21 protein-coding genes are annotated in these 26,370 nt (G+C 51.5%); 14 read left to right on the top strand and 7 right to left on the bottom strand.

What is annotated here, in order from left to right; translation table 11 throughout:
- The first annotated feature begins 84 nt into the window (after positions 1–84).
- The 4 genes from SH302x_RS03005 to SH302x_RS02990 are packed head-to-tail and all read left to right on the top strand — an operon-like array spanning position 85 to position 5,322.
- A complete protein-coding gene (locus SH302x_RS03005; protein WP_479367239.1) occupies positions 85–1,479 on the top strand; it encodes an MFS transporter in 1,395 nt (464 codons plus the stop codon).
- Positions 1,463–3,445: a redoxin domain-containing protein gene (locus tag SH302x_RS03000; protein WP_479367237.1), complete on the top strand. Its 1,983-nt coding sequence runs from the start codon at positions 1,463–1,465 to the stop codon at positions 3,443–3,445. Before SH302x_RS03005 ends, SH302x_RS03000 begins: the two co-directional genes overlap by 17 nt.
- A gap of 3 nt (positions 3,446–3,448) precedes the next feature.
- The gene (locus SH302x_RS02995) at positions 3,449–4,336 is read left to right on the top strand and encodes a hypothetical protein (protein WP_479367236.1); all 888 of its coding nucleotides are present in this window, start codon (positions 3,449–3,451) and stop codon (positions 4,334–4,336) included.
- Entirely contained in the window at positions 4,333–5,322 is a 990-nt protein-coding gene (locus SH302x_RS02990; RefSeq protein WP_479367234.1) for an HTTM domain-containing protein, read from the top strand. Before SH302x_RS02995 ends, SH302x_RS02990 begins: the two co-directional genes overlap by 4 nt.
- Here the strand turns inward: SH302x_RS02990 and SH302x_RS02985 are convergent.
- Positions 5,288–6,493: a 2,3-bisphosphoglycerate-independent phosphoglycerate mutase gene (locus tag SH302x_RS02985; protein ID WP_479367232.1), complete on the bottom strand. Its 1,206-nt coding sequence runs from the start codon at positions 6,491–6,493 to the stop codon at positions 5,288–5,290. The two genes, SH302x_RS02990 and SH302x_RS02985, sit on opposite strands and share 35 nt — an antisense overlap.
- Before the next feature lie 265 nt (positions 6,494–6,758).
- Between SH302x_RS02985 and SH302x_RS02980 the strand changes: the two genes are divergently transcribed.
- The 6 genes from SH302x_RS02980 to SH302x_RS02955 all read left to right on the top strand — a co-directional run bounded on the left by SH302x_RS02980 (position 6,759) and on the right by SH302x_RS02955 (position 17,075).
- Entirely contained in the window at positions 6,759–9,293 is a 2,535-nt protein-coding gene (locus tag SH302x_RS02980; RefSeq protein WP_479367230.1) for a tetratricopeptide repeat protein, read from the top strand.
- Positions 9,294–9,706: 413 nt separating this feature from the next.
- On the top strand, positions 9,707–12,232 hold the full coding sequence (locus tag SH302x_RS02975; protein ID WP_479367228.1) for a DUF1592 domain-containing protein: 2,526 nt from the start codon (positions 9,707–9,709) through the stop codon (positions 12,230–12,232).
- Positions 12,233–12,281: 49 nt separating this feature from the next.
- On the top strand, positions 12,282–13,637 hold the full coding sequence (locus SH302x_RS02970; protein WP_479367226.1) for a DUF1552 domain-containing protein: 1,356 nt from the start codon (positions 12,282–12,284) through the stop codon (positions 13,635–13,637).
- Positions 13,638–13,661: 24 nt separating this feature from the next.
- Positions 13,662–14,732: an NAD-dependent epimerase/dehydratase family protein gene (locus tag SH302x_RS02965; RefSeq protein WP_479367224.1), complete on the top strand. Its 1,071-nt coding sequence runs from the start codon at positions 13,662–13,664 to the stop codon at positions 14,730–14,732.
- Positions 14,733–16,247 carry an ArnT family glycosyltransferase gene (locus tag SH302x_RS02960; RefSeq protein ID WP_479367223.1) on the top strand — a complete coding sequence of 505 codons (1,515 nt, stop codon included), beginning with the start codon at positions 14,733–14,735 and terminating at the stop codon, positions 16,245–16,247. It begins immediately after the preceding gene.
- Between the two features lie 6 nt (positions 16,248–16,253).
- Entirely contained in the window at positions 16,254–17,075 is an 822-nt protein-coding gene (locus SH302x_RS02955; protein WP_479367221.1) for a glycosyltransferase family 2 protein, read from the top strand.
- Positions 17,076–17,096: 21 nt separating this feature from the next.
- On the opposite strand, the gene purD is transcribed toward SH302x_RS02955, so the two are convergent.
- On the bottom strand, positions 17,097–18,386 hold the full coding sequence (purD, locus tag SH302x_RS02950; RefSeq protein ID WP_479367220.1) for a phosphoribosylamine--glycine ligase: 1,290 nt from the start codon (positions 18,384–18,386) through the stop codon (positions 17,097–17,099).
- 825 nt (positions 18,387–19,211) lie between these two features.
- On the opposite strand from purD, the gene SH302x_RS02945 reads away from it, so the two are divergent.
- The gene (locus SH302x_RS02945) at positions 19,212–19,385 is read left to right on the top strand and encodes a hypothetical protein (RefSeq protein ID WP_479367219.1); all 174 of its coding nucleotides are present in this window, start codon (positions 19,212–19,214) and stop codon (positions 19,383–19,385) included.
- Between the two features lie 367 nt (positions 19,386–19,752).
- Here the strand turns inward: SH302x_RS02945 and SH302x_RS02940 are convergent, their stop codons facing one another.
- The 4 genes from SH302x_RS02940 to SH302x_RS02925 form a co-directional block, all read right to left on the bottom strand.
- Positions 19,753–20,298: a hypothetical protein gene (locus SH302x_RS02940; RefSeq protein ID WP_479367218.1), complete on the bottom strand. Its 546-nt coding sequence runs from the start codon at positions 20,296–20,298 to the stop codon at positions 19,753–19,755.
- A gap of 10 nt (positions 20,299–20,308) precedes the next feature.
- Positions 20,309–21,463 carry an RHS repeat domain-containing protein gene (locus tag SH302x_RS02935; RefSeq protein ID WP_479367217.1) on the bottom strand — a complete coding sequence of 385 codons (1,155 nt, stop codon included), beginning with the start codon at positions 21,461–21,463 and terminating at the stop codon, positions 20,309–20,311.
- A 525-nt stretch (positions 21,464–21,988) separates the two neighbouring features.
- A complete protein-coding gene (locus SH302x_RS02930) occupies positions 21,989–22,684 on the bottom strand; it encodes a tyrosine-type recombinase/integrase (protein WP_479367216.1) in 696 nt (231 codons plus the stop codon).
- 32 nt (positions 22,685–22,716) lie between these two features.
- A complete protein-coding gene (locus SH302x_RS02925; protein WP_479363429.1) occupies positions 22,717–22,941 on the bottom strand; it encodes a hypothetical protein in 225 nt (74 codons plus the stop codon).
- A 165-nt stretch (positions 22,942–23,106) separates the two neighbouring features.
- Here SH302x_RS02925 and SH302x_RS02920 point away from each other — a divergent pair, with 165 nt between their 5' ends.
- The 3 genes from SH302x_RS02920 (at position 23,107) to SH302x_RS02910 (ending at position 24,420) form a co-directional block, all read left to right on the top strand.
- On the top strand, positions 23,107–23,289 hold the full coding sequence (locus SH302x_RS02920; protein WP_479369233.1) for a transposase zinc-binding domain-containing protein: 183 nt from the start codon (positions 23,107–23,109) through the stop codon (positions 23,287–23,289).
- 683 nt (positions 23,290–23,972) lie between these two features.
- A complete protein-coding gene (locus SH302x_RS02915; RefSeq protein ID WP_479367215.1) occupies positions 23,973–24,227 on the top strand; it encodes a hypothetical protein in 255 nt (84 codons plus the stop codon).
- A 1-nt stretch (position 24,228) separates the two neighbouring features.
- Entirely contained in the window at positions 24,229–24,420 is a 192-nt protein-coding gene (locus tag SH302x_RS02910) for a hypothetical protein (protein WP_479367214.1), read from the top strand.
- Positions 24,421–25,103: 683 nt separating this feature from the next.
- On the opposite strand, the gene SH302x_RS02905 is transcribed toward SH302x_RS02910, so the two are convergent.
- Positions 25,104–26,201, bottom strand: coding sequence for an RHS repeat domain-containing protein (locus SH302x_RS02905; protein ID WP_479367212.1), 1,098 nt, complete (start codon positions 26,199–26,201; stop codon positions 25,104–25,106).
- Between the last annotated feature and the right edge of the window lie 169 nt (positions 26,202–26,370).

The raw sequence follows: 26,370 nt of genomic DNA, 5'->3' as shown, positions 1-26,370 counted from the left end.
CCAGGGCGAAATCGACAGTGCGTTTGAGCCAGGATTCGGCTAATATAAGGCGAACTTCGTTGCCGTTATTACAAAGCCCTGGGCATGCAAACACCTGAATCAAACCCTTCCCATCCTGCGATCGCTAGCACTGTGCAGGCGCCACGGCGAGACCAAGACGGCGATTCGACGGTTGTACCGCTAGCACTAAATCGTTCGTTTTGGGGGATGACCACCACCCAGTTCTTAGGGGCTTTTAACGACAACCTCTACAAGCAGCTTGTTCTACTGCTGGCAATTCCAGTGGCTGCTGCCGGACAGCAAGCCGGCCAAGCAGAAGCAGGCCAGTCAGACGTCCAAGGTTGGGCAACGCTAGTGTTTGCATTGCCTTTTGTTTTGTTCAGTGGCTATGCAGGTTTTTTGTCTGACAAGTTTAGCAAGCGCACCGTGATCGTGCTGTCGAAGGTTGCAGAGATTGCAATCATGGCTCTAAGCGCACTTGCGTTTTTGTTTTATAGCTCTTGGGGTATGACAGGCACTTGGACGGTGCTGTTCCTCATGGCGACTCAAAGTGCATTTTTTGGCCCCGGCAAGTATGGCATTCTCCCAGAGATTTTTCCTAAGAAACAATTGGCCAACGCGAATGGCGTGATTTTAATGACGACGTTCCTGGCAATTATTCTGGGCACTTTGGCAGCAGGCTTCTTTTCTGATCGCTATCATCAAGCTGGAAGCCCTCTGTGGGAAGGGAGCGTCATCTGCATTGGAATTGCAGTAATCGGAACCATCACGTCTTTCCTAGTACAGCGTACGCGACCGGCCCAACCCCAAATCGCGCTGACTCCCGACGCCTTGTTTATTGAAAAGCAAGTGGGCCAAACGATCTGGAATGATAAGCCTTTACTATCAGCGTTACTCGTATCCAGCGTGTTTTGGCTGATCAGTGGTATTTGTGTTCCGGTGATCAACCGCGTGGGTCGATTGCTGGAAGTCAGCGACTTCCGAACTACGTTGCTTGCGGGCGCCATTGCCTTTGGCATCATGTTGGGTTCGATCATCGCGATTTCATTTCAATCGCTCGGTATTACTCATCCACGCAGGCAGGTTTTTCTAGGTCTATGGGGAATGACTTCGATGCTAGGAGTGTTATCGATTTGGAACGGAGCCATACCGCTGTTAAGCTATTGGTTGATCTTCGCTGCTTTGCTGATCCTGGGTATTTTTGTTGCAACCTACGCGATCCCATTGCAGGTGTTTCTGCAAGATCGACCACCTGATCAACTGAAGGGGCGTATGATCGCGACCATGAATCAAGCGAACTTTATCGGCATTCTGTTAAGCGGTCCGTTGTATCAGTTGTTCCAAGCCTTCGCAAATCAAATGAATTTACCGATCAATACCGTATTTGGCATGATGGCACTGCTGTTACTTCCAATTGCAATATTCTATCGACTGAATGAAACTCCCAAACCACAGGTTGACCATGCAAGCTCGAATTAAGAAACAGACCGTGATTGTTGGTTCCATGATCATCTGCTTGATCCTTCAAGCATCTTTGTTGATTGCCACGGAGACGGAAAGTGCGACTATAGACAAGTCCAGTGCACGCGAGATTCGCTGGCAGTTGATGGACTACCGCAGCAAGAGTTACTCTTCGCAGGAATTGCAAGGCAAGGTTCATGTGGTCGCGTTTCTAGGGACGCAATGCCCCCTGGCGAAACTTTACTCGAATCGCTTGGAGGCAATACAACAGAAGTATTCTCAAGCCAATGTCAGCGTCATCGCCATTGACTCCAATGAACGCGATTCGCTAGCGGAGATTGCAGCCTTCGCTAGACGCCAAGCTCTGACGTACCCCATTTTGAAGGATCCGGACGCTGCGGTAGCAACTCAATATGGAGCAACGCGCACACCAGAAGTTTTTCTGATCGACGCCGATGGTTCAGTACGCTATTCAGGCAGAATCGATGACCAATACGTTATCGGAAACATTCGGCAAGAGCCTCAACACAATGAGTTGTGTGATGCCATTGACGCGGTTCTTAATGGCCAGCAGGTATTGGTCGCCAAGACCAACGCGATGGGCTGCCTGATCGGTCAGAAGCCCGCCTCGACGGTACACAATGAGATCACTTACACGCAACATATTGCTCCGTTGATGCAGTCCCGCTGTGTGGATTGTCATCACTCTGGCGACATTGGTCCGATGCAGCTAGACAATTACGACGATGTAGCCGCTTGGGCAGAAATGATTTTGGAAGTGACTACGCAAAAGCGGATGCCGCCCTGGCATGCAGATCCCGCTGTTGGGCATTTTGCAAACGATAGGTCGATGCCTAACGAGGAAATCGCTTTGTTGCAGCAGTGGGTTGACGGCGGTTGCCAGCAGGGAGACTTGGCTGACATGCCAACGCTCAAAACATACACCGCTGGCTGGCAGTTACCACGAGAACCTGATTTGGTCTTGGACGTTACGCCAAAGCCATTCGCCATTCCAGCGACTGGTGAAGTGAAGTATCAGTACTTTGTTGTCGACCCCAAGTTTACGGAAGACAAATGGATACAAGCGGCGGAGATTCAACCCGGCAATCGCAGTGTCGTTCACCATATTTTGGTATTCGCGCGCCAGCCGGATCAAAAACGCGACTTGGCCGCCGAGCGCAGCTATTTGACGGGATACGTTCCGGGCACTCGTTTCAAGCCTTATCCAAAGGGTACGGCCAAAAAGATTGACGCCGGATCTGTCCTCGTGTTCCAGGTACATTACACGCCGATTGGTGTAGAGCAACAAGACCAGAGTCGCATCGGATTCATCTTTGCTGACGAAGCGGAGATCAATCGCGAAATACAAACGACCAGTGTGGTCCAACCGCGAATCTCAATCCCACCCAACGACGCAAACTATACAATAGACGCTTACCTTCCGGAACTGCTACCTGATTGCGAACTGATCAGTATGAGTCCGCATATGCACTTACGCGGCAAATCCTTTTTCTATGAATTGGTAACGCGAGACGGTGCTAGAACGCCATTGCTTAATGTCCCGAATTATGATTTCAATTGGCAAACCGCTTACGAGCTGATGACTCCCACGGTTATTGCCGCTGGCAATCGCGTGTACTGCAAAGCTGTTTATGACAACTCAACCGACAACTTGTACAATCCTGATCCGAACCAACGCGTTCGCTGGGGCGACCAAACTGACGATGAGATGATGATCGGTTACTTTGATATTGCCGTACCAAAATCAGTAGCCAAATCAACAAAGCCGATGATTGAACTAAAGAACCAGCAGTTATTCTTGCGTTGGGATGCGAACAATGATCAAAAGCTTTCCAAGGATGAATTGCCAGCGCAGCATCAGAAGTATTTTATGTTGGCGGATACCGATCGAGATGGATTTCTGAGCGTTGCCGAGCTAGATGCAGCAGTGAAGCAACTGGAGCAGGGCAGGGCTGGGCAATAGTTCATGGCAAGAGAGAAACCCAGACACAGCGGACTTCATCGCGAGTCCAAGCTCGCCGGTGAAGTAGATGTGGCTTCACCTCAGAAGTCGCCTGTAGCCAATTCGCTCGTGCTTGCTCCTTGGGCAAGAGTGGCGTTGAGCGTCTTCGCAGTCTTCCATGTGATTGCCGTCTATGCGGAACCATTTCGGTTTTCGACGCAGGCACAATCCCCAATGCCAGCTCCAAATGCGATCCTGATTCGCAATATGCTCAAGCCTTACATCGACTTGATGTACCTGAATCACGGCTATTACTTTTTTGCCCCAAATCCTGGTCCGTCCCATTTAGTAGCCTGCGTCTTCAATGACGTAGACTTTGCTTCTTCCAAGCAGTCCAGTGGTACGAACCTACCCACGGCGAACAAGGAACAAGTGGAGCGAGTTATTTATCCTGACAAGCAAATTCAGCGCCCTCGACTGCTTTACCATCGCTACTTCATGTACACCGAGTTTTACAATACAGTTTTTACTCCGCAGGATTTGCCTGAGGTTTCGGAAGACGGCAGTCCACTGCCGCCTGAGGTGCGTCGTGGGAAAGAGTTGTATGCAGCATTAAACAAGTCGCTGTATAAATATTTTGAAGCACGATATCCCAATCGGCGTTTTCAATTATTCCGCGTCGAGCACGCACTCCCGACGATTGAGGATTACTTTGACGAGAAGATGAAGTTAAACGATCCGCGATTATACATGGAGCTTCCTGAGACATTCCAACTAATGGAGCCCGCATTTGCGCCCCCAATTCCGCAAGTACCGTTACCGCGTCCCTCGATGACGAGCCCGCCCACTGCACCGCCAAGAAAGAACGCAGACGTGCAGCTTGGTTTGCCAATTGAGGGACTTTCACAATGATCCGCGAATACTTTCAGCAGTTGTGGAAATCATTAAAGGCTGGCTGGCCAAAGTTTTGGTTCCAACCAAGTAGCGGGGAAACGCTGTCGTTGATCCGTTTGGCCACCGGTTGCGTGTTGGCTTATATGCATGCAGTGTGGTTGTTTGGAGTGGGTGAGTTTTTTGGTCCGACTGCGATGATCGATCGGCAGACCAACGCATTGCTCCATGCTGATGATTTCACCTGGACGTATCTGAGATACTTTGATTCGATAGCGAGCCTTACGGCGCACCAGGTTTTTGCCATTATGGTAAGCCTAGCGCTGGCTGCTGGAGTGTACTTGCGAGTGACGGCGCCCTTAGCTTGGTTTCTAACACTGATGGTTTGTCATCGTGCGACGGGGCACCTTTTCGGTCTCGACCAAGTCGTAATGATGTTGGCTTTTGGGCTATCGGTCGCCTATGTTTTTGAGCCCTCGCCAGCGTCTGCTGGAGAAACTGGAATTGCGAGTTGGTTGCGTCCCACGATTGACTGGCCATGGAGCAAGCGGTCACAGATCAGCTCACCATTCTACACGTTTGCAACCCGATTGATGCAATTGCAGTTGTGCGCGATGTATTTGTTTGGCGGGCTGGGAAAAATGCGTGGCTCGATGTGGTGGGATGGCAGCGCGATATGGTTTTCAGCCGCGTCCTATGAATACCAGAGCATCGATTTTACGTGGATTGGTCATTGGCCTCTGCTGGGCAGCATGATGGCCCACGCGACCATTCTGTGGGAGACGTTTTACTGTGTCACCGTTTGGCCAAAATGGTCACGGCCATTAACGCTTGCCATGGCCGTGATCGTTCATTTATCCATCATCTTGTTTTTGGGAATGGTAACCTTTGGCACCATGATGATTGTGGCGAACCTAGTGTTTGTAACACCCGAGGTCGCCAGGAAGTTGTTCGCGATGAAATCGACCGCGATTACGCCCCATACTTACCAAGGCGCCCCGCGTTAGACATTGCCAAGGCCATGAGGTATTGAGCTTCAAAGTGTCCTAGACCACCGGTGATACAAGTAGTCTCGTTAAATTGCCGGTGAGGATCAGGCCGGCAGCAATCAGAGTGCAGCAACGTTGGCACGGGATGCCAAGAATGGCTCTTCAGATAGCTGGGCGTACTGTGATCTCCGGTCACGATGGTGACAGTTGGATTAAGCGCTCGAATCTGAGGGATGATGGCATCCAGTTCTTCGATACGCTTCACTTTTTCCGTGAAGTTACCATCTTCGCCCGTGCTGTCGGTGTATTTGAAGTGCAAGAAGAAGAAGTCGTATTTGTCCCAAGCTTGCTTGAGTGTATCGATTTGTTCTTGGAGAGTCGACGCTTGTCCGATGATCTCCATGCCGGCCAGACGAGCTAACCCTTTATACATTGGATACACAGCGATGGCTGCTGCTTTGAGTCCGTAGACTTGTTGATAGCTAGGTAAATTAGGCTTGGTTGCAAATCCACGCATGGTGTGGAAGTTGGCTTTTGGATGACTGGCAAGAATCAGCTTGGCTTGTTTCAAAAACTCATTAGCGATTTCTGCAGTTTTCTGGCTGGCATCATCGTTGGCGACTGCGGGCAATGGAGGTACGCCGGTGCGTTGCGGGTCGGTATCGGCGACGTTCCCTGATAAACCTGGTCCGCGAAAGACAGCGACGAAGCGATGTTCCTTTACTGGCTCGACGAAAACTTCGACGCCTGGGATTTTGATTTGGCGAAGCGATATAGCCAGTGGAGCGCTTTCCTCACTGCTGATCCGTCCAGCGCGACGATCGGCAATATTCCCACTGGCATCCAGCGTACAAAAATTGCATCGAATTGCAACATCGTTGGGTTGCAGTTCAAACCCGATGCCGGTTGCTTCCAAGGCCCCTCGCCCGATCTGATATTTCAATGGATCATAACCGAATAAACCCAGGTGTCCTGGTCCGCTACCTGGAGCGATCCCAGGTTTCACAGGAATGCTTGCTCCTTGCACACCTTCGGCAGCCAACGCGTCCAAGTTGGGCGTGTGCGCGGTTTCCAGTTCCGTTTTCCCGTCCGGCGTCATCGGTAAACCGCCCAGTCCGTCGGCAACAAGCATGACGATTTTGCTGTCGCTGGGTTGTTGAAGTTCTCGAATCAGTTGGAGTGTATCCATGGTCTTCTATGAATAAAAGGAACAAGCTGCATTCGTACGCGGAGTGTAGTAGTTTCGTTAACTGCTACAGATTGACTGTTTAACAAAACATGCGAATTAAACAAGCCGACCTTTGAGTTCTGACCTCAAATCGGGAGACGTTCGCAGGCCAGCACGATCGGATTAACCATGCTAATCCGTAAAGTGGTCCGCTCGTAAACTGGCTGTAGGTGTTCTTTTGGAATGGACATCGAAACCGCTGGCAAACCTATCCGATAATTGGACTATGAGCAGTTTACCAGGCATAGATCGAAAGTCGAAACCCAATCGTGGTGGTTGGATCAAGCCAGCGATGATCGCCGGGTTGGGGGTATCTGCGGTCCTGCTGGCCGCTCTGGCGTTCTCGTGGATCAGTGGCCGCAATGCCGTCACCCCATCGGCTCGCTTGAATCTAGCGTTGCAACTCGCTCAACGAGGCGAGGTGTTCGCAGCCAGCAAAGCGGTGCAGAGCTTTGGGCTGGAACAGTTGAAAAACGATGAGGATCGCGCTAAGTACCGCCTGCTGAAAGGAGCTGAATTATTCGAACTATCGAAAACGGCAACTTTAAAGCAGACGCAGTACTCGTATCTGGATCGCGCCAACGAAGAATTGACGCAAGCATCAAAACTAGGTTTTCCAGCAGGCTACGAAGGATTAGGAAATTACTATTACGGCTCTGCACTTTTCGGTTTGCGCAAGTTCGACGAGGCATATCCATTTCTAGATCGTTCCATCAACCGTTATCCCAAAGAGCGTTTTGATGCAATCGAAAAGGTGGTCCACATAGGCCTTCGCGATAAGAAGATTAATCGACCGAAAGTCGAGAAGCAGATCGATCGCTGGATGAATTTCCCAGCCGTACGTCAAGTTGACGTCGATCGCGCTCAGTTGTTGCTTGCAACACTTCACGAGCGAATCAACGCCCCCGATACCGCGCTGGAGATCCTCAAGCGTATCTCGCCCGAGAGCGTGGTTTGGCCTGAATCTGACTTACTGGCTGTATCGATCCTTTCGCAGCAGTTGCGATTAAGCAGCAAGCATCCCGATGGAATTATTGCGTTCAGCTCCGAAAGTCGAGCAAAGCTGGCTGAACTAGTATCAAGATTGGAATCCATCATCGCCAACGTTACCGCTTCGCGACAGGTAAAAGGTCGTGCAGCATATGCCATGTCGGTCGCCTTGCATGACCTTGGACGCTCCGATGAAGCGTTGTCGCATTTGAGTTCCGTTCGTGCCAATGCACCACAATCGGTGGAATCGTTAGCAGCCTCCGTCCTAACAATCGCGGTGAACGCCGATTTGGGTCGATGGGGTGACGCTATCCAAGCCATACGTATGCTGAACAGCGGGTTGGGTGAGACCAGGTGGTATGAGAACGATTGGATACCGCTGCCCAAGTTGTATGAATCCTTGGTGGAATCGGGTCAAAAGTTTTTGACAGGAGGCGCGGGTGTAGCCACGATTGAGTATTGCGATCGCTTGCCTCGCTTTATTAGCGACGAAGATCGTTTACGCATTAAGGCTCCTGCTCTTTCGCGACTTGCTGAAAATCAAGCGTCGAAACAAGCGAGCCAAGGCGATAATCCATCACGCTTGGTATCAACACAGCGTTTTGAAGATACCAACAAAATTATGACGCTTTATCGGCAAGCTGCGCAGAGCTACGAACGTTTAGCTAACTTGCAGATGATTGCTGAAGATTATCCGGACCTGCTCTGGTCTGCCATCCGTTCTTATGCGATTAGCGAGGATTTTGTACGGAGCAATTTCCTGATCGATCGCTTCTTGGACGTCATGCCACGCGACCAGCAACCCAAAGCCTTGTTGCAAAAGGCCGAGAACTACTTCCACGCAGGGAATCCGGCCTCCGCTTTAGACACGCTTAATCGATGTATCACCCTCGCGCCCACACATCCTATCAGCGATGAAGCCCGACTCTATGCAGCGCAGATATTGAAAGCAGAGGGGCGAAACGCCGAAGCCGCCGACCAATTGCTGGTGAACTTGTACGATGGCAGCCTGACTCCTGAAAACTCTATCTGGAAGACCTCGCTATTCGAACTGGGCTTGCTGCTTTGTCGAACCGGCAGCGAAGAATTTGCGACTGCTCAGTCAGGGTACGCTAGCGCAATGCCGGATGACAAAAAGACTCGCTATCTGCAGATGGATACGTCACACGGCAAACTGCTGCAAGGTATCCAACGGTTAGAAGAAGCCATTCGTCGCTATCCCGATGACGAACGCGTTTATCGCTGTCTTTATCGAGTCGCCGAAGGGTATCGAACTGCGGCCGAGTGGTCCAAACTGAAGCTGAATTCGGTCGTGGATTCGCCGCTCGATTTACGTGAAAGCTATCGTCAGGAACGTGATAAGCTTCTTGAAGCCTCGCGTGCCGCCTATACCAAACTGAGGGAAATGCTCACGGAGAACAGTGAAGCGGTCGCTGGTGATGAAATGATGCGTCGCTTTTTACGAAACAGCTACCTGGGTGAAGCTGACTTATTGTATGAAATGCAAGACTATGAAAAGGCCATCGGAGTTTATCGCAGCACGGCCAATCGCTTTCTTTCGCAACCCGTCGCGTTAGAAGCTCTGACCCGGTCGGCTCAATGCCTTCAACAGCTTGGCCGAACTGCTGAAGCCGCTCGGGCAATCAGCCAAGCTTCGGATTTGATCAATCGGATCGACACGAGCAATCCGACTGCTTTCGAAGAGACAACCCGTGGCAGTAAAGAAAATTGGATCGTTTATCTAAACTGGCTGAAAACCACCCTGCAATAATCGCCCTCCCCAAAGGGTTAGCTTTGCAATGTACCTCTTGGGAATTCTTCCAGAACATCCGACTTGCAGGAGACTATCCATCGGTCGGTATGCCGCCAGAGTTCCTGATCCAGGTAGGTCCAGTGCTTGATGTGGCCTGCACACCTGTGCCGTTACGACCATTGCGGTCAGTGCAGGTAAGGCGAAAACGCGGGCTCGGCCAAAATGGCATAAAATTTCATGGTCGGCGATGCACCACGTTGAGCTAAGGGTTGGTATAATGTCAAGTTGCACTTCACGCGGGCGACTGCTACGCCCACAGCCCAATCGTTGCCCCACCTGATCAGACGTCAAATGCTTTAACACCAACGCACCGATCCGCGTTGCTTCGACATCCCACCCCCTCCACTTGGTAAATCTCGCAAGAATTCAACATGCTGTCCTTCGACCAAAATTCAAAGCTCCTGGCTGGTTGTTTCAAACTTTTGGCCGTCCTGCTCGTGCTAACCACGCAAGTAGACGCCGATGAAGTTTTCGAAGCCAAAATCAAGCCGATCCTGGAAGCGAACTGCTATGCATGTCATGCCGAGGGTTCAGCCGAAGGTAATTTGTCATTCGACGCTGCCGATGATCAAGCCTTGCATGCGGAATTAATCAACGACAAAACTCTGTGGTGGAATGTCTTAAAGAATGTGCGAGCCGGCCTGATGCCACCCGCCGGAGAAACTAAACTCTCGCAAGAAGACCGCGATACGGTCCTGAGCTGGATCAAAGCGAACGTCTTTCAGGTCGACCCGCTACAACCCGATCCAGGTCGAATTACCATTCGTCGTTTAAACCGGCTGGAGTATCGCAACACTATTTTGGATTTGATGGGAATCGACTTTAATGCCGACGTGGTCTTCCCGCCAGACGACTCGGGGTTTGGCTTTGACAACAACAGTGATGTACTGAGCCTATCGCCCATCATGCTAGAAAAGTATCTCGCATCGGCTCGGGCGATCGTTCAAGAAGCGGTGCCAACCGTTACGCAAATCACCCCCGTGGTCAGAATCTCTGGTCGTGATTTTACTACCGAAGATAAATCGATTCGCGGCCAGCGATTGGATGCCAAGCAACCTGCTACTCTTACATCGGCTTACCAAATCGACGACGCAGGTGACTACAAAGTGAAAGTCCAAGTGCGATTAGGAGGATCTTTCTTTTTTAACCCCGCGCGATGCAACGTCAAATTCTTTGCCGAAGGTCAAGCGTTATACGAAGATGAATACGGCTGGGATGAAAATAAAGTCTTGACATATGAATTCCCGATTCATTTTGAAGCAGGACAACGGCACTTCGAATTCCAGATCACGCCGGTAGTGGCCAAGGCCAAAGGGGACGGCGCCGACATGGATGACCCAGAAGACGACACGTACGTCCGCTGGAGTATCGACGCAGTGGAGATCGAAGGGCCTCTCAATGCAAACAAATGGGTGCACCCAAGAAACTACCAAAGGTTTTTCCCTCGTGAGCAACCACCAGCCGAACTGGCACAGCGAGACGCTTACACGCGAGAAGTACTCGAAAGCTTCACTAGGAAAGCTTTCCGTCGCCCTGTCGAATCCAACGTGATTGACCGACTCACAGAGATTGCGAAAACCGCTCAACAGCTCCCAGGTGCGACGTTCGAATCCGGCGTTGCTCAAGCGATGATTGCCGTACTGGCTTCCCCTCGGTTTATCTTCCGCATGGAAGATTCGATGCATGATTCATCGGATCCATTCCCGCTCGTTGACGAGTATTCGCTGGCTTCACGCTTGTCTTACTTTTTGTGGTCTACGATGCCTGACGATGAACTGATGACGCTTGCTGAGAAAGGCGGCCTTCGCGCCAATATGAATCAACAAGTTGAGCGTATGCTAAAGGACAAACGCTCGGAATCGTTCATGGATAACTTTGTTGGCCAATGGCTGCGTTCACGCGACATTGAACACGTATCGCTCGATCCGATAACCGTCTTAGGCTTAAAGGAAGAATACGACGAACTGCGAGAAAAGTTTCGTCGACGCTTTAGTCGAGTACCTAACGCGGAGCCTTTATCGGAAGAAGAAAACGCAAGAGTACGCAATCGATTCCGCGAATTGCGGGCGCTGGGCGATGTCTTCGACAGCGATACGCGACAAGCGATGCAAGCAGAGACATTGATGTTGTTCAAACATATTGCCAAGAACGACTTAAGCGTCCTGGACTTACTGGATTGCAACTACACTTTTGTCAATGAGAAACTTGCCAAGCTCTACAATATCGAAGGTGTAAAAGGCGAGGACATGCGTAAGGTTGATTTGCCGGCGGATAGCCCGCGCGGCGGGATTATTACGCAAGGAACAATGCTGGTCGTGACCTCGAACCCAACGCGAACTTCACCAGTGAAGCGGGGGTTGTTTATTTTAGAAAACGTTTTGGGATTGCCTTCACCGCCTCCACCGCCCAATGTGCCTGAGTTGGAGGCGACCGCAGAACTTTTTGCTGGACGCGAACCGTCGCTGCGTGAATTGCTCGCTGTGCATCGCGAGTCGGCCCTTTGCTCATCATGCCATTCACGCATGGACCCTCTGGGGCTGGCGTTGGAAAACTTCAACGCTATCGGCATGTGGCGATCGGAAGAACGCGGGGAGCCTGTCGATGCCTCCGGCACTTTGGCCACCGGCGAATCGTTCAATGATGTGCGTGAACTCAAGAAGATCCTACGCAGTGAGCACAGCGAAGCCTTCTATCGCTGCATGACGCAAAAACTATTAACCTACGCGCTGGGTCGAGGGCTGGACTATCAAGATGAAATCCTGATTGACCAGATCGTCGAGAAAATTGACCAGCAGGACGGAAAGTTCAGTGTACTGCTAACTGAGACAATTCATTCCGCTGCCTTCCAAAGGCAACGCCGTATCGAAGCGATCGAAGCGGTTGCGAGCCATCCCTAAGACACCTTTCCCCTCACATTTCATCCCCTGATTTGGATCGCGTCATACCATGAAAACTTCACTCCAACGCCGTCGATTTTTGCGTGGCCTAGGTACCTGTGTGGCCATTCCCGCGTTCGCTTCACTGGCCAAAGCCCAAGCTCCTGCCAGTGTAACTTCGCTGGCAACCACTCCCACCGGAGCGCCATTGCGAATGGCCTTCATGTCGATCCCGAACGGGGTCCAGCAAGCTCATTGGTTTCCAACAGGAACCGAGAAGGAGTTCACGCTCAATTCGACGATGCAACCGCTGGAAGGCTTGAAGCAGCATCTACAGATCATTACAGGCCTTAAGCATGATCATGCGACCGCAGGCAACGACGGGGCTGGAGACCACGCTCGCGCTAATGCGACATTCCTGACAGGAGCACGGGCTCGCAAGACGCCGGGGAAGGACATCTATGTTGGCGTGTCCGTTGATCAAGTTGCCGCGCAAGCTCTCGGCCATCAAACCCGTTATCCTTCACTGGAACTGTCCTGTGATGCCATTCGCAATTCGGGCAGTTGCGATTCAGGCTATGCTTGTGCTTATCAATACAACCTCTCATGGAGTTCGCCGACCACGCCAGTCACGCCCGAACCAAATCCGCGCCTGGTGTTCGAACGACTCTTTGGCGAAGGTGAGCATGGCGAGCGAACTCGCAACATGGAGCTTCGCCAGAACACCCAAAAATCGGTGCTCGATTTTGTTCTGGAAGATGCGGTCGCCGTAAAGCAGAAGCTAGGGCAACAAGATCGTCGGAAATTGGACGAGTACCTGGAAGGTGTCCGAGCGATTGAGCAACGCATCAAGTCATCCGAAAATTTCGCTGATGTGCCTGATCCACAGATGAGCACCCCCAGCGGCATCCCAAGCAGCTTTGGTACGCATATGGAAATGATGTACGATTTAATGCTGCTCGCCTTCCAAACCGATTCCACTCGAATTGGTTCGCTGCTGCTTTCGTACGATGGCAGTAACCGAATATTCCCAGAGATCGGCATTACCGAAGGCCACCACTACCTGACGCACAATCAGCAGAAAGAGAACTTGGCCAAGAAAGTTGCCGAGATCGACCGCTTCTACATGCAATACTTCGCGGGCTTTTTGAAGAAGATGTCCGAGACTCCAGACGTTGATGGTCGCAGTTTGTTGGACAATTCGATGATCGTTTATGGTGGCGCCATCGCGGACGGCAATCGCCATACGCACGATAACCTGCCGTTGATTTTGGCTGGTAGTGGCGGCGGCATGCTGTCAACAGGCCGCTATCTGCAATTGGAAGAAGCGCCCATGTCCAATTTGTTTGTCACGATGCTCCGCAGATTCGGCGTCGATGTTTCAGAATTCGGCGATTCTACGGGCAACCTTGATGAAAAGGTCTGATCGTGATTACAATTGAGCTCCACTATGAGAATCCTTCTAACTGGGGCTTGCGGATTTGTTGGCAGCCAACTCGCTTTGTATCTTGCAGGCCGATCGAATCTATCGGCCGGCTTGATCGGTATCGATAACCTGTCACGCGCTGGCAGCGAACGAAATCGCTTGCAGCTCGCCGACCAATCGGTTCAGTTTATGCACGGCGATATTCGCTGTCGCAGTGATTTGGATGCGATTGGGCCCGTCGATTGGGTTATCGATTGTGCTGCGTTGCCAAGCGTGCTTTCTGGGGTCAGCGGTACATCTGGTCCGCGACAAGTCATCGAGCATAACTTGATCGGCACCCTCAACATGCTGGAGTACTGTCGGCAGCATCAAGCTGGATTGATCTTACTGAGCACCAGTCGCGTGTACTCGATTGACGCACTGACTAGGTTACCTTTACTTGATACCGACTTGGCGTATCAACTCAGCCCTGCCGCCTTCAATGTTACAGGGGTGACAGAGCATGGTATCAACGAAGAATTCTCCACCACACCGCCGCTTTCTATATATGGCTCGACCAAACTCGCCTCCGAAGTGATGGCCTTAGAGTACGCGGCGACATTTGATTTTCCATTGCGCATCAATCGCTGCGGAGTTTTGGCTGGGGCAGGGCAGTTTGCACGGCCAGACCAAGGGATCTTTAGCTACTGGATCAACTGTTACGCTAGCCAGCGGCCGCTACGCTACATCGGCTTTGGTGGCTCAGGCAAACAAGTCCGCGATATGTTGCACCCGACAGATCTTGCTAAACTTGTCGAGAAGCAAATCGTCGCCGGCGACGATGCCAGCAAGCCTATCATTACGAACGTCAGCGGCGGCCTGCAGTCGGCTTATTCACTCAAGCAGCTATCGCAGTGGTGTGACCGCCGGTTTGGGGCAAAAGAGATAGCAGCGGACGCCGCGCCGCGTAAGTTCGATTTGCCTTGGATCGTGCTAGACGCTAGGTTGGCACAAGCCGCGTGGGATTGGCAGCCAAGCATTCCCGCCGATCACATCTTAAGTGAGATCGCCGACCATGCTTTGCAGAATCCCGATTGGCTAAAGGCGACAATGTAGATGGAGGACCAAACCGCAGCTTCTAAAAAACCATGGACTTGGGTTTGGGTCTTGCTGCCAATCGCCTTGTATATCTTGCTGCGTCTGCCCCCTTTGATCCATCAGGCCGGTGGGCAGGACGAACAGTTCTTCTCCGTACCTGGCTTGACCGTTTGGCAAGAGGGAATCCCTCGCATTCCTTACCTGCCAACGAAGAATCGAGAAACGTTTTTTGCTGGCTCCGATCGCTGCATGATGGCGTTGCCACCCGGTCTGTTCTATTGCCAAGCGATCTTCTACGCAGTCCTTCCCGCCGGATACCCAACGTCACGACTGCCGCTATTCTTTGGCGGCATGGCGGCCATCCTTTTGACCTATGCGATCGCTCGCAGATTTAATGTCAGCACGTTTGGCAGTGTGCTTGCGGCGTCGCTTGTAGCAGTCTCGCGTCCTCTGTTGTTCACCGCCATAATCGCCAGACCCGATTTGTTGTGTGTGCTATGTGGACTAGTCATCGCGTTGATCTTTTTTACCTACGGAGCGAACCTTTCGTATCGCCAAGTGATCATCGTGGGGGCGTTGAACGGTTTAGGCATCTTGTTCCATCCCTTCGCGTTGGTGTTTGTAATTCAATCCGGCGCTGCGTTCGCACTGCTATCGGGTGAACTCAAGCGTCGTTTCTTGCAAGTCATTCTGCTGGGCAGTTCCACCGCAGTTGTTGCTGCCGCTTGGGTGCCACTGATTATCGCTTTCCCAGAAGAGTTTCGCAGCCAGTTCTTCTCCAATGTCGTCGATCGAGCTGGGCCTGGACTGGTATCGCGGTTGGCGTGGCCTTTTCCCTACCTGCAACATCATGCGATACTGCTGATGGAGTTTGCGGGTGGATTTCAAGTAGTCTTGAGCGTCATCGGGTTGCTGCTGGGCAGCCTTTGGTTATGGCAGACAGCCGAACGCTCGCGAGCGATCCTGATACTGTCGTGGGTATGGAGCAGTTGGTATTTGACCGCGACAATCGCCGGCATTCATCCCACCAAAGGCTACTGGATGTACTCCACGGTTTTTTGTTTTGTGCTTCTGGGAGCGGTTTGCGATTGGTTCGTGCGGTCACTACAGCAGCCTTGGCCCAAGGTCGCCAAGACAGCGATCGTCGTTGCCTTAGGCCTGTGCATGGTACCGGGAGCGGGGCTGAGGTCATCGTACCTATACCTGCAGCATTGGTTGGAGGAGGACTATCATGGCAGCCGATTCATTGCCAAAGTGCTAAAAGACCTACCTCAGGAAGGCGTATTTCTCGCAGACCTTTCCTTCGTCTTCGACGTCTATTTGAGCGGCCGCCAAACCCTGCTGGCACAAGAGCAAGAAAAATATTGGAGCACCAGCGATCTTGCATATGATTACATGTTGTTATCATGGGAAGGCCGCGACAATTCTTGGGCGGCCGACTATCACGGTCAACTCATTGCGAAGTATGGCGATCCAACCATACTTCAAAAGAGTTTCGTGGACGTTTATACGAAGAAGACCCAGGACCAATGAACCTCGATGAGCCCGCCGCCTTTACTCTCCATTGTCATTCCCGCTCATAATGAGCAGCAGAATATCGGCCCCTGCCTAACGCAACTGATGTCCTACCTGGTCGACCAACATCAGATTCCAACCGAAGTCATTGTTGTCAACGATAATAGCAAAGATGAGACTGAAGCACGCGTGTTGGAGCTGGTATCTCGCTGGCCCACCATTCGACTGGTTCGCCGAACTCCGCCAGGCGGTTTTGGCCGCGCGATTCGCACGGGACTAGAGTTCGTGCGAGGCGAAGTTGTCATCATCTACATGGCTGATTTATCAGACCACCCGTCCGATGCCTTGAAGTACTATCGAAAAATAGAAGAAGGCTACGATTGTGTCTTTGGGTCACGATTCGTAGAAGGCTCTGTCGTAAAGAACTATCCACAACTGAAACTTATCGTCAATCGCATTGTTAACCAAGCGATCCGCTGGATGTTTTGGACCAAATTCAATGACTTGACCAACGCATTCAAAGCTTACCGCCGCGATGTTATCGAACGCTGCGGTCCCTATCGGTCCTGCCATTTCAATATCACATTGGAGATCTCGCTCAGTGCCCTGATCAGCGGTTATAAGATTGCGCAGATTCCGATCGGATGGGAAGGCCGCACCTGGGGTTCGTCCAACTTGCGAATGCAAGAGATGGGACGGCGCTACCTGTGCACGTTGCTCATGCTATTCTTTCAACGCATCTTGATGTCTGATGACGTTCAGTCGGAGCGCACTCGCGAGCGAGTAGGCACGCGAGAAGTCCTGCTGGAAGAATCATCCGCCAGCGAAATTACTCCGTCGACTTAGCAACGAACCTCAGCGGTACGATTATCGCAGCGCTTTGTCGCTGATATCTTTTCGACACCAAGCTCCTGGCCAGCGCACCATTTGCACCGCAGTGTACGCTTGCAATTTGGCCTCGGAAATACTGTTGCCGATGGCTGTTACGCCAAGGACACGCCCGCCATCGGTCAGCACTTTGCCATCCTGCAATTTGGTTCCCGCATGAAAGACTTTGACATCGGACAACTGATCTGCGGCAGCGATCCCAGTGATCTCACGCCCCGTTTGATACTCGCCGGGATAACCTTCCGAAGCTACCACTACGCAGATCGCAGGCCGCGGATCCCATTGCGGCGGTTCGATGGAATCCAAGCAACCGTCGACAGTCGCTTCCAACAAATCCAGCAGATCGCTCTTGAGGCGCATGAGCAGCGGCTGGCATTCGGGGTCGCCAAACCGCACGTTGAATTCGAGAACCTTTGGGCCAGATTTGGTCATCATCAGCCCAGCGTACAGAACTCCTTGAAACGGTTTGCGATTGCGCTTCATCGTGTGGATGGTTTGTACCAAAACATCTTCTTCGATCATCGCCAAAGTATCATCATCGATGATCGGGGTAGGGCAGTACGCCCCCATGCCACCGGTGTTGGGGCCTTTGTCGTTATCATAAGCAGGCTTGTGATCTTGAGCCGGTGGCAGGACAACAATGGTCTTACCATCGGTGATGGCCAGCACGCTGACTTCCGGACCTTCGAGACGTTCTTCGATGACCATTTGCGAGCCCGCGGCACCGAACTCTTGCTTGCGGGAAATCCGGTCGATTGCATCAAGTGCATCGCTGCGGCGCGAGCAGACGATAACGCCTTTGCCGCTAGCCAAGCCGTCTGCTTTGACGACGATCGGCGCCTTATCATATTCGTTAGGGTAACGCGATTTGATGTACCGCATCGCGTCGTCGGCATCGCGGAATGATTGATAGTCTGCGGTCGGCACGTCGGCTTGACGGAGCAGTTGTTTGCAGAAAACTTTGCTCGACTCCAGTTGGGCGGCGGCGCGATTGGGCCCGAAAGCTCGGATTTTCTCGGACTGGAGAGCATCGACCAGCCCCAGCGACAGAGGAGCTTCGGGGCCGACGACCACTAAGTCAACTTTTTCCTTCTTCGCAAAGGCCACGATGCCAGCGATATCGGTTGCCGAGATATCCACGTTTTCGCATTCCATGGCCGTCCCAGCGTTCCCCGGGGCAACCCACAATCTTTGAATCCGAGGGCTCTGCGAAATCTTCCACGCCAGCGCGTGTTCACGCCCACCCTGACCAACAATCAAAACTCTCATGCGACTTGCCGCCCTAGAACCGAAAAAGCAATGTAAAGCGGAGATTCTAGGGTACTAGCCCAATCGCGAAAGCCCCAAAGAAGCCTCGATGCGACGGAGTTCCCTACGCATGCCACTATTTTGGTGCCTGCGGTGTCTAAACCTTTCTTGCTACTATCCGCGTACGCCTAGCAGTCGACGCTGCAGCCGACGCTTAAGATCAGCGACTAGCCCAACGGAGCCGGGTGGGATTGGGATCGCGGTGCGACGCACGCATCGACGCGAGGCCGAGCTTTGTGCCCAGAGTTCGCAATAGGATTGGTGCGCGAAGGTTAATGCTCCCGGCTTGTCCGGGAGATAGTTCCGCTTCTTGCTACACGGGTCGGCCCCCTCGGATCGCTAAAAAGCTAATGCTCCTGGCTTGCCCAGGAGATCCCTCCGTTTCTTGCTAGAGAGCGAGGTTAACTAGCGAGGAACCGAACGAGCCACCGGACGAGCCGGTGGGATTCCCGTTATGGCGGGCTCTTTGCTGTAGCGAGAAACCCAACCAACCACTGGACAAGCCAGTGGGATTGATGGCAAGTTGCTCACGCACGGCAATGCCAACAATGCGGAGCGGAGGGCATGGGCTTCCAAGAGTTGCGTAGGCCGGAACAAGAACGCGATCTGCCGGAACAGCACAAACAGGTTTCTGATGAAATTGGCTATTAGAGTCCGTCTGGGTAGAAAGTCGTTCGAAGTTCCGGCACTGAATTGTTTGTTCGTTCCGGCATACAAGACTTCGCCATGGTATGAACATCGTTGGATGATCGCGTGCGCGAGGTCTGCACCAAGGCCCGCAAGAACATGAGGTTCAAGCAACTGAGCTTCGAAGATGCGAGGTTGCTTCGATCAGAAGCCAACATCTTTTCAGCGTTCGATGTAGAACTGCTGACAGATGATGCTCGAGTCCTTACCGCTTGCAGTCGCATGAGCTGCATCAATCAATCAGATACCCATCTACCGTTGCCAGAGATTTAAGTTGAAAGAGTTGCTTAACTCTCCCTTCCGGGAGAGTGGCGAGTCTTGCGATCCGAGAGGGGGCGTTCAAATCATAGCCCGCTTCGCTAACAAGATTCATGTTTCGAATTACTACTGCAACTTGCCTTTAGTGGCTGAGCAATTCCAAGATCCGTATCAGCCAGAGAAATCCGCATTTAATGAACAATCATCAGCACAAACTGTGGCCATTGAGTTGCGTTCTAGCTCGTTCTTGAGCCCTGCAAACAGCTACTCAAAATTAGATTAGTAGCTGGTAATTCTGTAGAGAAAAACATTGAGAAACCGCAAAGCTGGGGAGAAGATCCATTCACAGCTCGCAGCCGTTTCACTCACTCGTTGCTATCTCTTACTTGGTGGACTCCATCGCTAAGCGAACTTTTTCAAACGTTGGGACGCCAGAGTCTAGCTCAGGCAGTAACTCAGACAGTTCTGGTGTTGTTGCAACTTCAACGAATTGCCCCGAAATCGAATTATAAACGAATGTTGCAATGTTCGACGTCCTTACTTTTCTTTGACCATTTCGATTCTGCCATATCAAATCAAAGGCTTGTCCAGAAAGGTCCGCTCTTGAAGCATTATCGAACTCATCCTCCGGAAATTTTGCGATAAACAAATATCGATTTTCATCGGGGGCAAGTTCATGCTGTGGACCAACGACGGACTTTGCTGGTGTGTAAAAAACAATCCATACTTCTGGGGATGCGGTTTCACCAACGCCTTTAAAGCTTTTGAAAACCAGCGACGGCTCGACCGATCGATTAGAGCATCCAAGCATATTTGAAAACGAAAAAACAAATACGACGAGGCAACAAATCTTCGTCTTACAAATCTGGCTTATTTTTAAATAAAATGACATACTTATATTTGTTATGGAGAAAATCTCGTAGGGCAAACTACGTACTTTAACGACTCGTGGGATATGGGCCCCCCGGCCGAGGTGGATTGCCTGAGGAAGGAAAGCTTGGCGGAGTCGGACGTGGATTTTTTTGTGGGTTGCCAGCGATTCCGTCTGGATGCGCGCATATGCATGAGCCCCCAGGTGTGCAGATGCCCTGCGTACGTATTGTTTGCATCTTTCCTGGAACCATCTCTGTACCATCTTTTACAACCTCAGTCCATTGAAGTATCCGCTCTTCCCACCAGTCTACTAAGGTGCCCGATGGCTCGCATAAACAGCCTATAGGATTTGTGCATGAGCATGGTCCACCCATATACGTTGAAAACTTCTTACAAAGCATATCCATGTATACCGTTCGAACCTTGTAGCGCTGATAGTCGGTATACTCGTAGCGACTCCATTCGCAAGCGGGGGTGGCAGTAGCTATGACCCCGGGCACCACTTTCGGGTTTCCCCACGGACCCCACCAAGTTGGCCCAGGAATTTTCTCGCCCCTGTACGGAGTACCGTGATCATACGTGAGACCTACTTGAGTACAAATTGTTGTGGAAGGGCACACAAACAAACCATATGGGTCAGTACTGCATAAGGGGCGAGCTGCCACATACATGTAGCTATTTACGCCGTCCGCATACCCAATCGGATCTCTCCCCGTAAACCTTCCACTATGTCCGCTCATCCACCTAGTTCGGAAGTAATGCAAGCCGACGGTATGATCCCATTCGCGGGCGGTATAGGTGTACCTGTTGTCATAAACGCTGGTAGCTACGACTGAGGCAGATGCGTTGAGCACTGTTGGCTGGCCGTAAGCGGTGTAAGCGTAGCGCTCTACAACACTGCCGCTGGAATTGGTCATAGCGTAGATCGAGTACTGTTGGTTGCGATGCTGCGCTAGTGCAACTTCTGAAGGCCAATCACTGACGCTGATCAGCGATGAGGCTGTGCAAGTAAAGCAGGCTGCTGCGGACTCGTGTTGTGATGACTTGCTATTTGAGACTGACGCGTCAGATGACTTTGCCTGGAAAGAAAAAGAACCATTGAATGAAACAGTGGCGTTCAAATAAGGGGCATTCTGATCGCACAACGTATCCCAATCGCTAAGCGAGATTTCTCGATGCGATAAGTGTTTAACCGGAAGTGATGAGGATTGAGACTGCATGTCTGCCATTATAGAGAATGACAGTTGAGCGGTGGTGCGAGATGGGCGGCATAATTGGCAGAATATTGAGGTGGCAGCCTGAAGGGCCGTAGCAATTATTGCCGGTGTGCCGCAGGCCACCGGACTTTGAGGTTCCTTGAGACCGATAAGCCCGAAGGGCTGGCGCAAATCAATTGTCTTGGCCCTCCGGGCCTGAGGGATCAACTGCGCATGCAAACCGTGACCGGATCGGCCACGGCAGCAATTGTGACAAGCCGTTGGCTTGATGAGGCAGGTGCCTCGAGGTCAATTGGCAAGTGGACGCGTAGGCGGCTCGCCCTCCCCGGTCGCTCGCGGAACTCGCGGCCGACCCTCCCCGCAAGCGAGAGGGTGAAGAAGAACGCGTACGCCTAGCGGCTGACGGTTAAACGAAGAAGGCGGAGTCGCTGAGCTACATACTACTCAGCGAACGGAGTCGCTGAGCTACTGCTACTCAGCGAACGGAGTCTCTGAGCTACGGGTTACTCAGCGAACGGAGTCGCTGAGCTACTCAGCGGGTGGAGTTGCTGAGGTGCCTTCGACATCTGGTTTAGCCGGATGCGTGGCGTCGTGCACTTTACGCAAGCGATCGATGGTCACGTGCGTGTAGATCTGAGTCGTATTCAAATTCGCATGGCCCAGCAACGTCTGTAAACTTCTTAAGTCAGCGCCGTTCTCAAGCATCAACGTTGCCGTCGTGTGACGAATCACATGGCACGCGCCGCTCTTGTGAATCCCCGCCTGATCCAAATAGTCTCGCACCATCTTCGAAGCTTGACCGGGCAGCAGCGGTTTGCCCGTGTTGCTCAAGAAGATTCGATCTGTTGGCAATGCCGCTGGCCCCAATCGCTTGCGACCATGACCGGCCAGCAACCAAGGACGCACATCGGCCAAATACTTTTCAAGCCACTGCAAGGCTCGCACACCAATCGGTACCACGCGATCCTTACGTCCCTTGCCCAAGCGGATCATCAACAACCGACGACTGCGATCAATGTCATAAACCCCAAGCGACAATAGCTCCTGGCGACGAATCGCACTGGAGTAAAAGATCTCTAGCAAAGCTCGGTCACGGATGCCAAGCTCATCTTTCACATCAGGCTGATTGATCAACAGTTCGACCTCGGACTCCGTTAAGTAATTCATGGGCAAGCGAACTTCCGCTTTGGGAAGCTCCAAGCTTACCGCTGGATTAAATGGCAAGAGTAAGCGTCCACCACAACCAGTTGTTGGGGTTAGTTGGATTGGCCCTGGGTTTGCTGGCGTTTGAGTTTGGCGGAGATGATCCTGCGGGCTCGTGTTATCTGCTTGCGGTGCGATTTATAGCGGCTTTCCTCTGCCCGGTACTGGCGAATCGCTTCGGGATGCTCCTGCTTCCATACGTCCGGCAAAAGCTTTTCGTATTGAGTCTCGCCTGCTAGTACGCGATGCAAAATATCCTTCAAGTACTGCCAGATCATTCGCCTTTTTTTCACCGCGAGAGAAAAGAGAACCGCGAGAGGATGAATGAACAACTATTTTGAAGGCAACTCTGGCGAAACTCCCAACTCTTGCGGTGTATTCCTAGCATCTGAGTTCCCGTTCATTCGACTTTTTTCGCACCGCCAACCACTGCTGGCAAAGACATACGCATTCTGTATCCGCCATGCTCCAACCGTCATTGCCCCAACTGCGGTTGGCTTAAGCGTAAGAAATGGCTCGATACGATCCAGTCCTGGGAGCTGGACACCAAGTACTATCACGTCGTCTTCACTGCGCCGCACGAACTGACCGAGCTATTCGGAGGAGGGCGAATGCAAATGCATTAGGCACCCGTCAGAGCTGCGAAGCAGCGGCGTTTGGAAAGTGAAGCTGGGCCTTGTGCCCAGTCTTCGCAATAGGATTGGTGCGCTAAGAGCAAACGCCTCACACTTACCGATCATTTTTGGTTGGCCGCTGTGCGGCCAACCGGAAAAGGGGTGGGGGTTGGCACGAGGCTTAGCACACCAATCCTGTTGCGATGCGTTGGGGCAAGCCCAACGGTCGCTCAGAGCCCGCGATCTCCGAACGATGTGCCTTGGTCTTCTGTCTTTCAAATGCTCCCGGCTTGTCCGGGAGATTGTTACGTTTCTCGCTACATCCCTACGAACAAACAACCCCTCTACCACTAATGCTCCTGGCTTGCCCAGGAGATCGTTCCGTTTCTTGCTAAAGTCGTTACTGCAAAGCAAGAAGCCGAACGATCCACCGGACGAGCCGGTGGGATTCCCGTTATGGCGGACTCTTTGGTGTAGCGAGAAACCCAACGATCCACTGGACAAGCCAGTGGGATTGATGGCAAGTTGCTCACGCACGGCAATGCCAACAATGCGGAGCGGAGGGCATGGGCTTCCAAGAGCTGCGTAGGCCGGAACAAGAACGCGATCTGCCGGAACAGCACAAACAGGTTTCTGATGAAATTGGCAATTAGAGTCCGTCTGGGTAGAAAGTCGTTCGAAGTTCCGGCACTGAATTGTTTGTTCGTTCCGGCCTACAAGAATGGACATCGCTGGACGATCGCGTGCGAGAGGTCTGTACCAAGGCACGCAAGAACATAAGGTTCAAGCAACTGAGTTTCGCAGATGCTCAGTTGCTTCGATCAAAAGCCAATGCCTTCGTGGCCTTCGATGTTGAGTTGCTGTCGGATGACGCTCGCGTCCTTACCGCTTGCAGCTACCTGTTATGCAATGGACAGTTGGATGTCCAATTACCGCTGCCAGAGGTCTAGCATGATGAAAGACTATCAGCAATTCGAACTGAGTTACGCGAGCAACTTGCCTTTAGTGGCTGAGCAATTCAAAAATCCATATCAGCTTGGGAAATCCGCATTGAATGAACAATCATCAACACAAACTGTGGCCATTGAGCTGCGTTCTAGCTCGTTCTTGAGCCCTGTAAACAGCTACTCAGAATTAGATTAGTACCTGGTAATTCTGTAGAGAAAACATTGAAGAACTGCAAAGCTGGGGAGAAGGACCATCCACAGTTCGCAGCCGTTTTATTCACTCGTTACTATCTCTTACTTGGTGAACTATTGCAGAAATCTTACCATGAAATCCTGTACCTGCTTGAAATCTTGGTGTCAATTTCCCGTAAATGATTCCTATAGTCTTCTTTCCAAATAACTCGAGAAACAACATTGATCGCTTCCCTGAAAACAATCTGCACCTCGGAATCAGCTTCGGAATTACCGCGCTCGACTAATCGCCCTAAAATATAGGCAAGAACGATGGGGTCTGATTGACTATATAATTTGACTATACGTTGTATTGCATAGCATGCGCGCCTGCGAGACGAAGGCGATTTTGAGGACAGTTCACGACACAACAGTTCCAAAATGTTTCGTAGATCTCGCGAGCCAGCCAAACCGGTAACAATATCATCAATGTCATCGTAGGAATAGATCATGAGACCAGCAACAGATGAAGACACTTTTTCAATTTCACCTGAATCACAGATTCGATTGACTATTTGTATCTCACTGTCAGCTTTGCACTTACTTGCCTGAAGAAGCATACTGCAAACGCAGACGCTCGCAAACATTTGGAAGCTTGTTCGTCGAAGCGAGTTCGCTAGCAAGCACAGCTGGGATCGAGCTGAAAGACTATTCCACCGCTTGCGGTATATCTTCTGAATTTGGCGTAAACCCAGTCTCATGTCTACAGTCTCCTTTCGATTCCTCCAACGTACACTTTGGACTTCCTCCATTGAATTGGCAAACTTGTTTTATAAACAACTTTAGCGGTTTATCTTTGCATGATTCACATGTTCCTTTAACTGTAATCTCGATGCACAATACTCGGTCATCGCTCTGCTGCCGTAAAGGTGTCAACGGGCAGTCACGAATGAAGGTGGAGTTGCTTATGCTCGGACAAGATGTGTCTTGCATTGATTTATCATAACGATCGAACATCACGGAGTCCACTCTTCCCTTTTGTTCGTATGGCTTCTTTGCTTCCATGTCCAATACACCGCCAATGGCTATTGAACTGGTTTCTATCCAACTCAAAGTGCAGGCGCCCCCGTTCGACTCTCCTAAGAATGAGTAGTCAAGTTCAATGAAGAACTGATCGCCATAACTACTATCGCCCGCTACATTGAATTTCTTCCCCTCAGGTGGAGGCGAACAGGTGTTGATTACTGATCCTGGGCGAATCGCCGAATCATAGTGATATTGCAGCTTGTTTGGGCAACAGCAGCACTCCACACAGTTCCCAGAGGGGTCAACCGAATTAAGGCCGAATTTGGCAATGTAAAGCAAAAAGCTGTCGTGATATGCGAGCTTGTCTCTTGTGCAAAACCTTCCACTATTCCCACTCATCCACCTTGCTCGGAAGTAATGCAAGCCGACGGTATGATCCCATTCACGAGCGGTATAAGTGAACCTGTTGTCATAAGCGCTGGTAGCTATGACTGCACCAGATGCATTCAGCACTGTTGGCTGACCGTAAGCGGTATAGGCGTAGCGCTCTATGACGCTGCCGCTGGAATTGGTCATAGCGTAGATCGAGTACTGCTGGTTGCGATGCTGCGCTAGTGCAACTTGTGAAGGCCAATCACTGTCGCTGATGAGCGATGAGGATGTGCAAGTGAAGTTGGCGGCTGCGGACTCGTGTTGTGATGACTTGCTATTTGAGACTGATGCGTCAGATGACTTTGCCTGGAAAGAAAAAGAATCATTGAATGAAACAGTGGCGTTCAAATAAGTGACATCCTGAGCGCACGCCAAAGCCTAATCGATAGTCGAGGTTGCTCGATGCGATGTGGGATTAACCGGAAGTAGCGTGGCTTGAGAGGGCATGTCTGCCATTATAGAGAATGACAGTTGAGCGGCGGTGCGAGATGGGCGGGATATTTGGCAGAATATTGAG

It is taken from the genome of Njordella calcicola (assembly GCF_056494125.1).
This window is presented reverse-complemented; position numbering and strand designations above follow the sequence as displayed.